This window comes from Streptomyces sp. SID3343 (genome assembly GCF_009865215.1).
GTDB lineage: Bacteria > Actinomycetota > Actinomycetes > Streptomycetales > Streptomycetaceae > Embleya.
The window spans coordinates 1-10,699 of sequence record NZ_WWJX01000503.1; the positions used below are offsets into that span (position 1 = coordinate 1).

Consider the following 10,699-nt stretch of genomic DNA (forward strand, 5'->3'; position numbering starts at 1 on the left):
GGGGCGGAGGGTGGGGTCGGGTTCGGCTTCGGGGGCGGGCTCGCGTTCGGGGAAGGGGGTGTCCGATCCCAAGGCCGCCGGAGTGCGGGCGGAGCTCACGCGGGCGTTGTTCGGCGACAGCCCGCCGCCCCCGGCGCCCCGGGGGACGGGACCGCTGCGGGCGGCTCCCGCGCCGGTGCGGCACGAACGCATCCTGCTGAGGATCGAGCCCGGCCGGGGGGCGGAGTTGGCGCATGCGATCAAGGCGGCGCAGACGCTGAGATTGGCCCGCGCGGCGGCGGATCCGGTACAGATTCGGGTGGACCCCCCCGACATCGGGTGACCCGCGGACGGCGGCGCGGGCAACGTGCTTTCGAGGGCCTCGCGGGTCGCGTTACGCCGGGGGTTGGGCGAGTTTGTCGGCGACGGCGTCGAGGACCCAGTCCAGGCCGGTCGCGAAGGACACCTCGGCGTCCACATCGGTGCCGTCGTACACCGCCTTGGACAGTGCCGGGAAGCGGCCCGTGGCCAGCATCCTCGTCAGATGTGGGCCGGAGGCGCGCTGCCATTCGTGCTTGGACAGGCCTGTGGCGCGTTCGGCCCGCAGGTTCGCGATCTCGCGCCTGATCGCGCCGGTGAGGTAGGCGCCGAAGGTTTCCACGGCGCGCAGGACGGTGTCGAGGTCGGTGAGGTCGACCAGGGCGGCCAACGTGGCCTCGTTCACCGCGAGGGCGTTCGGGCCCAGGGTCGGTCGGCCGCCGAGCAGGTCGGCCAGCCATTCGTGACGGAGGGTGGCCTGCCTGGTGCGGTGGGCGCGAACGCGCAGCACTTCGCGCCAGTCACCGGGCTGCTCCTGGGGGAGGATCTCGGCTTGGACCTCGTCCACCATGAGGTCGAACAGCTCTTCCTTGTCGGCGATGTAGCCGTACAGTCGCATCGGGCCGGCGTCCAGTCGGGCGGCGACCTTGCGCAACGACACCGCGTCCAGCCCGCCTTCGTCGGCCAGCGCGATGGCGGCGGCGACGATTCGCTCCCGGTCGAGCGGCACGGGGCGAGTCGGTGGCTCAGGCCGGTCCCACACAGTCATGGTGACATCGTACTGTTGCGATACATCGTATCGCCGAAATACAGTGTATCGGCATGAGACACCGAATCGCCGTGGTCGGCAGCGGCCCTGCCGGCCTTGCCTTTGCCCGCGTCCTGCACCGCCACGACTACCCCGTCGCCGTCCTCGAACGCGATCCCGCCCCCGACACCCGCCCCCCGGGCGGCACGCTTGACCTGCACGAAGGGCTGGGCCAGCTCGCGCTGGACAAGGCCGGGCTGCTGGCCGAATTCCGGGAGTTGTCTCGTCCGGAGGGGCAGGCCATGCGCATCCTGGACGCGGACGGGACCGTCCTGCGCGACTGGCAACCCCGTCCGGGCGACCGGGCCAATCCCGAGATCGACCGCGGGCAACTGCGTGACCTGCTGCTCGGCCCCCTCGACGTTCGGTGGGGGCAGGGCGTGCGGGAGGTGGCGCCGGGGACCCGAGACGGCGTGCCGGTCCGTTTCGAGGACGGGCGACAGGAGACGTTCGACCTCGTGGTCGGTGCGGACGGCGCCTGGTCCCGGGTCCGCCCGGCGGTCTCGTCCGCGATGCCGCACTACACCGGCGTCACCTTTGTCGAGACCTCCCTCGACGACGTCGACACCCGCCACCCCGACCTCGCCCGGCTGGTCGGCGACGGTTCCTTGGCTGTGTACGGCGTGAACCGAGCCCTCGTCGCCCAGCGCAACAGCGGCGGCCACGTCAAGGTGTACGCCCAGTTCCGCGCACCGCTGGACCGGCACACGAACCCCGACCGGCAGATCGACCCGAACCGGCGCGCGGACCCGGACCCGGCCGACGTCGAGGCCGTGCGATCAAGCCTGCTGGCCCTGTTCGACGGCTGGGCCGCGCCCGTCCTCGATCTCCTCCGCCACGGCACCGCTTTCGTCCACCGTCCCCTCCACGTCCTGCCCGTGTCCCACACCTGGGCCCACGTCCCCGGGGTGACGCTGCTGGGCGACGCCGCCCATCTGATGCCCCCGTTGGGAGCGGGCGCGAACCTCGCGATGCTCGACGGCGCCGAGCTCGCCGAGTCCGTCGCCGCCGCTGCTCCCGGCCTCGGAGCGTTGGACGAGGCCGTCCGCGCCTTCGAAGAACGGATGTGGGCACGGGCCGGCAGGTGGGCGCAGATCACGACGGCCGGTCTGGAACGCCTCGTAAGCCCGGATCCCACCGAAGCCCTCGCCCTCTTCGACGAGGTTCAGCCGTCCTGACGGTCGCGGGTGAGGTCGCTCGGCGATCACGGTGCTCGGCAACCTTCGTTCGGGAGCCGGACACTCTTGGGACGTGACGACCCATCAGGAGCAGGAGGACGGGGACCACGAGTTGTGGGCTCGGGTCCGCAGTGGGGACCGCGACGCTTTCGCGGTGATCTTCGATCGACACGCGGGGGCCGTGTACGGACACGTGTTGCGCCGGACCGGCGATCCGAGCGAGGCCGAGGACCTGACGTCGGCGGTGTTCCTGACGGCGTGGCGGCGTCGGCGCGAGATTCGCTTCGACCGCGACAGTGCGTTGCCGTGGCTGCTCGGTACGGCGAACGGGACGGTGGCCAACAGCAGGCGGGCGCTGCGGCGTTACCGGGCGCTCGCCGAACGGGTGCCGTTGCCACCGGAGGTGCCCGACCACGCGGACGAGGTCGCCCGTCGGCTGGACGAACGTCGCGAAGCCGAGGCTCTGCACCGTTCGGTGGCCCGGTTGCCGCGACACGAGCGTGATGTCGTCGAGCTGTGTATATGGGGCGGCTTGGACCAACAGGCGGCGGCCGTCGCGCTGGGCGTGGCGGTGGGCACGGTCAAGGCCCGGATGCACCGGGCCCGCAAACGATTGGGCGGCCTCCTCCTCGCCGAGGGTGTGGGAGCGCGCAGCGACGCATTGGAGGGAACGCGATGAGCTCCTACGACGAGGATCGGCTGCCCGGTCACGATCGCCGCCGGCGCGAACTGGTCGCGCTCTTGGACGCGGACGAGCCCGACCGGCGGCGCAGGCTCGTACCGGCGGTCGCAGCGGGCGCGGTGCTGTCGCTGGTGGCGGTCGGTGTGGTGGCGGCCCAGCGATGGGGCGGCCCGGAGACGCTGCCGTCCGCGGGGCCGACACGTGGTCAGGATCGGTCGGCGGGGGTACCGAAGGACACCGCCGAGGTGGGGGACCCGGTCCCGTGGGACATCGCGACCCGGATGCTGGCGACGTGCCTCGACAACGGCAGCAGGTACGCGGTCTCGCCGCCACAGCCGACGGGCTTCGACGGCCCGCGCCCGACCGGTTCGCCGTCGGCGAAGCCGACGGCGACGCAAAGGTCGTCGGGTCCGTCGACGGGCGCGGCGACGGATCTGCCGACGGGAGCGACATCCACCCAGTCCTCTTCGTCCACGTGGGGAGCACCGCCGAGTGGGCCCGGGGCGCCGGATGCCAAGCCGACCGGTACCTCGTCGGATCTCCCGACCGCGCCGGCCACGACCCCGCCGGGCAGCGGTGGGCAGTCGTACCTTCCGTACCTTCCGAGTGAGAAGCCGTCGACGCGGTTGCCCGGCGAGCATGCCACCGGCAGCCCGGATCCGCGCGTGTGGCAGTTGCGGGAGCCGGCGTCGGCGTTCGAGCCGTACTTCACCGCGTGGGAACCGGACGGCGCGGGCGGCCTGCGCCCGTTCGTCCTGGGCAAGGCCGACGGCCCGGGCCTGGTCGTGTGCCACGGCGTGCCACCGGTACCGGACCTTCCCGCCCCGACCCGTGCGGATGGCGTCCTGACCGGCTCCCTCGACAGTCGGCAGGTTCCGGTACGCGCTTCGAACAACGGCCCGATCACCTCCACCACGTGGTGGGGTCGCACAACGGACAAGGCCGTCCGCATCGAACTGACCCTGCGCGACGGCACGGTCGTGCCGGTGGTGATTCGTGACGGAATCTGGTTCGGCAACACCTCGAACACGACCATGCCCCCGGAGTCCCCGCAGCTGACGGCGTTCGACCGGACAAACGCCGTGCTCCCGAACACCTCCAGCTTCCATTGGGGTTGAGGGCGATCGCGCGGGGCGTACCGAGGGGACCTGGGAAGGGCCGGTCGAGGCGGTCAGCTCCGGGAGGTTCGGTTTCCTTTCCGGTCCTGGTTTCGCCGGCTCAAGGGCGCGGCGACCACCGCGCTGCCTAGGCTTTCCGGATGGAAAGCACCGGATACCTCCTGCAGGGGCCGCGAGTTGCCGTACGCCGCGTTCGCCGTCAGGACTACGACGAGCTCACGGAGTTGGCACAGGCGAGCGCGGAGATGCTTCGCCGTTGGCTCGGCGCCCGCGACAACTCGCCGGCAGCGTTCGAGAGTTACCTCGAGCGGTTCGAGCAGCCCACGCACGAGGGCTTCGTGATCTGCCTGCGTGGCACCGGTGCGATCGTGGGTGGCGTCAACATCAACAATGTCGTCAGGGGCGCCCTGCAGAGCGGCTCCCTGGGCTATACGGCCTACGCCTCGACGACCGGGCACGGCTATATGACGCAAGGGTTGCAACTCGTGCTCCAACTCGCCTTCGGGCAGCTGGAACTGCACCGTCTCGAGGCGAACATCCAGCCGGGCAACACCTCTTCGCTGAAACTCGTCGAACGTCTGGGCTTTCGTCGCGAGGGCTACTCGCTTGCCTTCCAGTACATCGACGGCGCGTGGAGAGATCACGAACGCTGGGCCATCACTGCCGAGACGGTACGAACAGCGGCGCAGTCCACGGACTTCTCCGAGTCCCGGATCTGACGCCCACCGCGTGGTCAGGAGTCGTCAGGAGTTGCCGGGGGCGGGACGACGCAGCCCGCCGCACGGTCGCGGTCGTGCGAGAGGCCGGTGCGTGCGGTCCGGCACGGCGGCGACGGGGGTCCCTGCCGATACACCCGTTCGTACTCGCGGCGGGAACGCACCCGCGTGAGCACGACGACCGTCCACGGTTTCTCGTCGGCGTCCACGCGGTGTACCGGCCCGGTCCGGGCGCACGATGCGGTCCGGCCGGGCCCGGAGATCCCGGGCGCCCGACCCGAGCGCGAGGCCCGGCTTCGGCAGTCGGGCCCGGTTCGAACGCGAGACTCGACCCGCTCCCGGACCCACCGCCCCGGCCTACCGTTCCTTCCCGCCCCAAAGCGCCCGCCGCCGGCGTCTCGGTCGCTCAGTAGACTGGAGGTTCTCCGGTTCAAACCGATCACAGTCGACACCGATGCCCATACCAAAACCGACATTCATTACCACAATCACCCAAACGTTCGATGGGGGAGCACGCCCGTGGCAGTCCAGCCGATCCGTTTGTTCGGTGATCCCGTCCTGCGGAGCAAGGCCGATCCGGTCACCGTGTTCGACAAGGAGTTGCGTCGGCTGGTCGCGGATCTCACCGACACGATGCGTGAGGCGCCCGGCAGTGGTTTGGCCGCGCCGCAGATCGGGATTGCGCTTCGGGTGTTCACCTATTACGTGGACGGCGCGTTCGGGCACCTGATCAATCCCGACCTGGATCTGTCCGAGGACGAACAGGACGGCCCGGAGGGCTGCCTGTCCCTGCCCGGGTTGCTCTACGACACCAAGCGCGCGTACGGGGTCGTGGCCAAGGGCTTCAACATGCACGGCGATCCGGTCACCATCGAGGGCACGCAGATGCTCTCGCGCTGCATCCAGCACGAGACCGACCACCTCGACGGCATCCTGTTCATCGACCGCCTCGACCGCGAGCAGCGCAAGTCCGCGCTGCGGGCGTTGCGCGAGGCCGAGTGGGCCGGGCAGGCGCCGCCGCAGGTCAAGTTCTCCCCCCATGGCACCTTCGGGAAGGCCCTCTAAACCCCCATGCGTCTTGTCTTCGCCGGCACCCCCGAGGTCGCCGTCCCAGCGCTCGAAGCCCTCCTGGATTCGCGTCACGAGGTCGTCGCGGTCGTCACCCGACCCGATGCCCCGGCGGGCCGCGGCCGCAAGCTCATCGCGAGCCCCGTCGCCGAACGCGCAGCCGAGGCCGGTATCGAGATCCTGCGCCCGGCCAAGCCGCGCGAGCCGGAGTTCCTCGCGCGCCTGGCCGAACTGGCACCCGACTGTTGCCCCGTCGTCGCGTACGGCGCGCTGCTGCCCAAGGCCGCGCTGGACGTCCCGGCCAAGGGCTGGGTCAACCTGCACTTCTCGCTGCTGCCCGCGTGGCGTGGCGCGGCCCCGGTGCAGCACGCGGTGATCAGCGGCGACGAGATCACCGGCGCGTGCACCTTTCAGATCGAGCAGGGCCTGGACTCGGGTCCGGTGTACGGGGTCGTGACGGACGAGATCCGCCCCACCGACACCAGTGGCGACCTGCTCGACCGGCTTTCGCGTTCCGGCGCGCGCCTGCTCGTGGCGACCATGGACGGCATCGCCGACGGCAGCCTGTACGCGCGCCCGCAGTCTCCCGAGGGCATCACCCTCGCCCCCAAGCTCACCGTCGACGACGCGCGCGTCGACTTCACCGCCCCCGCACTGCGCGTCGACCGTGTCGTGCGTGGCTGTACCCCCGCCCCCGGTGCCTGGACCACCTTCCGCGGCGAGCGCCTCAAGCTCGCCCCCGTACGTCTGCGCGGCGGCGACAACACGCTCGCCCCCGGCGAGATCGCGGTCGAGAAGAAGGTCGTACGGGTGGGTACCGGCAGCCATGCCGTCGAACTCACCCAGGTTCAGCCCCAGGGCAAACGAATGATGGCCGCCACCGACTGGGCCCGGGGCGCACACCCCGAGCCCGGTGAAACCCTCGGGACGAACTGAGCACCGTGACCAACGCCCCCGCCGCACGCCCCTACCGCCGCCCGCGTCCCGACGCCGCGCGCCTCGCCGCCTACGACGTCCTGCACGCGGTCGGCGAGCGCGACGCCTACGCCAACCTCGTGCTGCCCGCGCTCCTGCGCGAACGCAAGATCATTCCTCGCGACGCCGCCTTCACCACCGAGTTGGTGCACGGCACGCTGCGCCGGCAGGGCACCTACGACCAGATCGTCGCGGCGTGCACCGATCGGCCCGTCAAGGAGATCGACCCGCCGGTCCTGGACGTGCTCGCGCTCGGCGTGCACCAGTTGCTCAGCATGCGCACGCCCACCCACGCCGCGGTCTCCGCGACCGTGGAGCTGGCGCGGGCCGTCTTGGGCGACGGGCGCGCCAAGTTCGTCAACGCCGTGCTGCGCCGCGTTTCCAGGCAGGACCTCGACGCGTGGCTGCGACAGATCGCGCCGTCGTACGAGGACGACCCCGAGGGCCACCTCGCGGTGCTGCACTCGCACCCGCGCTGGATCGTCCAGGCCCTGTGGGACGCGCTCGGCGCGCGCGGCAACGCACACGACCGGGCCGCGATGGAGGCCCTGCTCGGCGCGGACAACATCGCCCCGGTCATCTCGCTGGTCGCCCGCCCCGGGCGGGTCGAGCTGTCGGAGCTGTTCGAGGCGGGCGCCGTCCCCGGCCGCTGGTCCCCGTACGCGGCGACCCTTCCCGAGGGCGATCCCGCCTCGATCAAGGCCATCCGCGACGGCCGCGCCGCGGTCCAGGACGAGGGCAGCCAGCTCGTGGCGACCGCGTTGGCCAATGCCGAGGTGACCGTCGAGGGCGCCGAGTCGCGCTGGCTGGACCTGTGCGCGGGCCCGGGCGGCAAGGCCGGTCTGCTCGCCGCGATCGCCACCGGCCGCGACGTGTCCCTGCTCGCGGTCGAGCGTAGGCAGCACCGCGCGCGCCTGGTCCGCAACGCGATCGGCCACCTGACGCACCATCAGGTGATCACCGCGGACGGCACCAAGCCCGCGTGGCAGCCCGGGATCTTCGACCGGGTCATCGCCGACGTGCCGTGCAGTGGCCTGGGCGCACTGCGCCGCCGGCCCGAATCGCGCTGGCGACGCAAGCCCGAGGACATCGCCGAACTCGGCGAGCTCCAGCGCGCGCTGCTGCGTACCGCGATCGAGTCGACCCGGCCCGGCGGCGCCATCGCGTACGTCACGTGCTCGCCGCACCCGGCCGAGACCCGCGTCGTGGTGGACGACGTACTGCGCGCGGGCGAGGCCGAACTGATCGACGCCCGGCCGCTGTTCCCGGGTGTGCCCGATCTGGGCACCGGGCCCGACGTCCAACTGTGGCCGCACCTGCACGGCACGGACGCGATGTATCTCGCCCTGCTGCGCCGAACGGGCTGACCTTCGCGGCGGCGGGCACCCCACGTCGGGTCGGCCGACGGGGCATCGTCCACGCCGCGCGCTCACCCACCCGGCCCGCGCCTGCGTGGCGGTCGATCACTCGGACGAGCGGATCGTCCGCACGGATGGCCCGGCGCAGGGCTGAAAACAGAACATGGCGGGCATAACGGCGGGCATGCGGTGCCCATATCGGGCTCGGCCGCCGCCGATCGCCCCTCGGGCCCCGAGAGATCGGGGGGCGTCGGCGTCCGACGCAGCAGGAGTCGCCGCCCCCATGCCCACGCTCGCCCACACCACCGCGCGTCCCCGCGTACCCACCCGCGCGGGCAGGGCGATCCGGGGTGAATGGCATCGGCTGACCGCGGTGCCGGTTCGCGAATTGCGTTCGCGCGGCCTGCGGGCGATTGCGCTGACGGTGTGCATCGTGCTGTCGACGTTCGGGTTCTGGCTCGCGTGGCGCACCACGTGGGGCAGCGATACGGCGCGCGTCCTGGGCGGTGTCAGCGCCGGCATTCCGCTGCCGCTCGCGTTGCTTCGTACGCCCGTCTCGCTGGTCGTACCGGCGCCCGATCTACCGGTGTGGGGAGCACTGTTACAGGTGCTGTTGCTGTTCGGTCTGGCCGAACTCGAACTCGGGCGTCGGCGCACGCTGGTCGTTGCGTACGTCGCGACGCTGTGCGGCACGCTCTGGGCCCGGGCGATGGTGGCGATCGGCCCCGACCACGTGCTGGGCCTGGACGCCTACCGCGCCGACGTGCTGGACACCGGGCCCTCCGCCGCAGTGGTCGGCCTGGTGGTGTGCATCGCGATGGTGCGTCGCGCGCCGATCCTGTTCACGGGGGTGTGGGCGCTGATGATCGCCGAGGTGGTGGTCAAGCCGAACCTGGCCGGACGAGAACACCTGGCGGCGATGACGGGCGTCACGCTCCTGACGGCGGCATCCCTGGCGCTGGACCGCAGCCGGCGTCGGCGGGGCGCGAGGCCGGATCGGGCCGCCCGAAGGCAGTAAACCCGCAACCCGCCCACCCGACGCAACGGGTGGGCGGGTGGGCAAAAAACCCTCAGTGACCGCAACGCTCCGCAGCCCCCGCGGCCAGCGCCCGCAGACGGTCCACCGCCGCCCCCGGGTCCTTCCCGTCGAACACCGCCGACCCCGCGACGAACACGTCCGCCCCGGCCTCCGCGCACATCTCGATCGTCTTCGCCGACACCCCGCCGTCGACCTGCAACCACATCTGCAGACCGTGCTTGGCGATCAGTTGCCGAGTCCGCCGGATCTTGGGCAGCATCACGTCGAGAAAGCTCTGCCCGCCGAATCCGGGCTCCACCGTCATCACCAAGAGCATGTCCAACTCGGGCAGCAGGTCCTCGTACGGCTCGATCGGCGTGGCCGGCCGCAGCGCCATCGAGGCCCGCGCGCCCTTGGCCCGCAGGTCGCGGGCGAGCTTGATCGGCGCGGTCGCGGCCTCGACGTGAAACGTGACGCTGCCCGCGCCCAGCTCCGCGTACGCCGGGGCCCAGCGGTCCGGGTCCTCGATCATCAGGTGCATGTCGATGGGGGTGTCGGTCGCCTTGATCAGGCTCTCGACCACGGGCAACCCGAGGGTCAGATTGGGGACGAAGTGGTTGTCCATGACATCCACGTGGAGCCAGTCGGCGTTGCGCACTTTCGCCACATCGTCGGCGAGGCGGGCGAAGTCGGCGGACAGGATGCTCGGATTGATTTGCACGGCCATGCGCACAGAGTCTCACCCTCGCGGGCATGGTCGAAAACCGCCTCACCCGTTGATCTGACCCGTCGTCAGATGTGCTGCGCCGCAGGTCGGTTCGCACATACGAACGCACCGTGACGGACAGCACAGGTCGGCCAAGGTCAACGTTGTCGGCCGTCGTGGCACACTTCGAGGTGTACGAAAGTCACGTACGCGCGCTCCGGGGTCGGTGAAAATCCGAACCGGCGGTTACAGTCCGCGACCCGGTCGATGCCCCGCAACCACGCGGAGCGACGGCCGGCTGAACCGGTGGAATTCCGGTACCGACGGTTAAAGTCCGGATGGGAGGCTGCGCGCGGCGAGCGACTGCGGCACGTCCGCGTACCCACGGTGCGCACCCGTCGCCGCACGTCGATCCGTCGTGCCGTCCTGCCCGAAAACACCCCGGTGCCCCGCGTCGCAACGCGAGGAGGCACGAGGTGGAGGGCAACACCACCGCGCCGGTCGACGAGACCACGGCAATGCGCCGCGCCATATCGCTCGCCGCCCGCGCGCTGGGCCACACCAGCCCCAACCCCGTCGTCGGCTGCGTGATCCTCGGCCCCGACGACACCCTCGTCGGCGAGGGCTTCCACACCCGCGCCGGCCGACCGCACGCCGAGGTCGAGGCGCTGCGCGCGGCCGGCGAGCGAGCCCGCGGCGGCACCGCGTTCGTCACCCTCGAACCGTGCTCGCACACCGGCCGCACCGGCCCCTGCACCGGCGCCCTGATCGACGC

10 protein-coding genes, 2 pseudogenes and 1 riboswitch are annotated in these 10,699 nt (G+C 71.5%); of the genes and pseudogenes, 10 read left to right on the forward strand and 2 right to left on the reverse strand.

Going from position 1 to position 10,699, the window contains the following annotated elements; genetic code table 11:
* Nucleotides 1–184: 184 nt before the first annotated feature.
* Nucleotides 185–322 (forward strand): annotated as a pseudogene (locus GT354_RS54035) (primosomal protein DnaI); the annotation flags it as partial.
* Nucleotides 323–373: 51 nt separating this feature from the next.
* On the opposite strand, the gene GT354_RS15865 reads toward GT354_RS54035, so the two are convergent.
* The gene (locus tag GT354_RS15865) at nt 374–1,066 is read right to left on the reverse strand and encodes a TetR/AcrR family transcriptional regulator C-terminal domain-containing protein (protein WP_161356960.1); all 693 of its coding nucleotides are present in this window, start codon (nt 1,064–1,066) and stop codon (nt 374–376) included.
* A gap of 53 nt (nt 1,067–1,119) precedes the next feature.
* Between GT354_RS15865 and GT354_RS15870 the strand changes: the two genes are divergently transcribed.
* The 8 genes from GT354_RS15870 to GT354_RS15905 all read left to right on the forward strand — a co-directional run bounded on the left by GT354_RS15870 (nt 1,120) and on the right by GT354_RS15905 (nt 9,218).
* Entirely contained in the window at nt 1,120–2,283 is a 1,164-nt protein-coding gene (locus GT354_RS15870; RefSeq protein ID WP_161356961.1) for an NAD(P)/FAD-dependent oxidoreductase, read from the forward strand.
* 73 nt (nt 2,284–2,356) lie between these two features.
* Nucleotides 2,357–2,962 carry a sigma-70 family RNA polymerase sigma factor gene (locus GT354_RS15875; RefSeq protein ID WP_161356962.1) on the forward strand — a complete coding sequence of 202 codons (606 nt, stop codon included), beginning with the start codon at nt 2,357–2,359 and terminating at the stop codon, nt 2,960–2,962.
* Nucleotides 2,959–4,083 (forward strand): hypothetical protein, encoded by a 1,125-nt coding sequence (locus GT354_RS15880; protein ID WP_161356963.1) that lies wholly within the window; start codon nt 2,959–2,961, stop codon nt 4,081–4,083. The genes GT354_RS15875 and GT354_RS15880 overlap by 4 nt, the downstream gene beginning before the upstream one ends.
* 140 nt (nt 4,084–4,223) lie before the next feature.
* Complete coding sequence (locus GT354_RS15885; RefSeq protein WP_161356964.1) at nt 4,224–4,802, forward strand: GNAT family protein; 579 nt, start codon at nt 4,224–4,226, stop codon at nt 4,800–4,802.
* A gap of 516 nt (nt 4,803–5,318) precedes the next feature.
* Nucleotides 5,319–5,864, forward strand: a complete 546-nt coding sequence (gene def, locus GT354_RS15890; RefSeq protein ID WP_161356965.1) for a peptide deformylase — start codon at nt 5,319–5,321, stop codon at nt 5,862–5,864.
* 6 nt (nt 5,865–5,870) lie between these two features.
* Complete coding sequence (fmt, locus tag GT354_RS15895) at nt 5,871–6,803, forward strand: methionyl-tRNA formyltransferase (RefSeq protein WP_161356966.1); 933 nt, start codon at nt 5,871–5,873, stop codon at nt 6,801–6,803.
* Nucleotides 6,804–6,808: 5 nt separating this feature from the next.
* Nucleotides 6,809–8,209: a transcription antitermination factor NusB gene (locus GT354_RS15900; RefSeq protein WP_161356967.1), complete on the forward strand. Its 1,401-nt coding sequence runs from the start codon at nt 6,809–6,811 to the stop codon at nt 8,207–8,209.
* Between the two features lie 274 nt (nt 8,210–8,483).
* Entirely contained in the window at nt 8,484–9,218 is a 735-nt protein-coding gene (locus tag GT354_RS15905) for a hypothetical protein (RefSeq protein ID WP_161356968.1), read from the forward strand.
* A gap of 52 nt (nt 9,219–9,270) precedes the next feature.
* On the opposite strand, the gene rpe is transcribed toward GT354_RS15905, so the two are convergent.
* Nucleotides 9,271–9,945, reverse strand: coding sequence for a ribulose-phosphate 3-epimerase (rpe, locus tag GT354_RS15910; protein ID WP_161356969.1), 675 nt, complete (start codon nt 9,943–9,945; stop codon nt 9,271–9,273).
* A gap of 187 nt (nt 9,946–10,132) precedes the next feature.
* Nucleotides 10,133–10,278, forward strand: a riboswitch (FMN riboswitch).
* Between the two features lie 164 nt (nt 10,279–10,442).
* Between rpe and GT354_RS15915 the strand changes: the two are divergent.
* Nucleotides 10,443–10,699 (forward strand): annotated as a pseudogene (locus GT354_RS15915) (riboflavin biosynthesis protein RibD); the annotation flags it as partial.

Excerpts from the sequence above, each read along its gene's own strand:
- GT354_RS15865 (WP_161356960.1), bottom strand. The coding sequence starts at position 1,066 with ATGACTGTGTGGGACCGGCCTGAGCCACCGACTCGCCCCGTGCCGCTC.
- GT354_RS15870 (WP_161356961.1), top strand. The coding sequence starts at position 1,120 with ATGAGACACCGAATCGCCGTGGTCGGCAGCGGCCCTGCCGGCCTTGCC.
- GT354_RS15880 (WP_161356963.1), top strand. The coding sequence starts at position 2,959 with ATGAGCTCCTACGACGAGGATCGGCTGCCCGGTCACGATCGCCGCCGG.
- GT354_RS15885 (WP_161356964.1), top strand. The coding sequence starts at position 4,224 with ATGGAAAGCACCGGATACCTCCTGCAGGGGCCGCGAGTTGCCGTACGC.
- fmt (WP_161356966.1), top strand. The coding sequence starts at position 5,871 with ATGCGTCTTGTCTTCGCCGGCACCCCCGAGGTCGCCGTCCCAGCGCTC.
- GT354_RS15905 (WP_161356968.1), top strand. The coding sequence starts at position 8,484 with ATGCCCACGCTCGCCCACACCACCGCGCGTCCCCGCGTACCCACCCGC.
- rpe (WP_161356969.1), bottom strand. The coding sequence starts at position 9,945 with ATGGCCGTGCAAATCAATCCGAGCATCCTGTCCGCCGACTTCGCCCGC.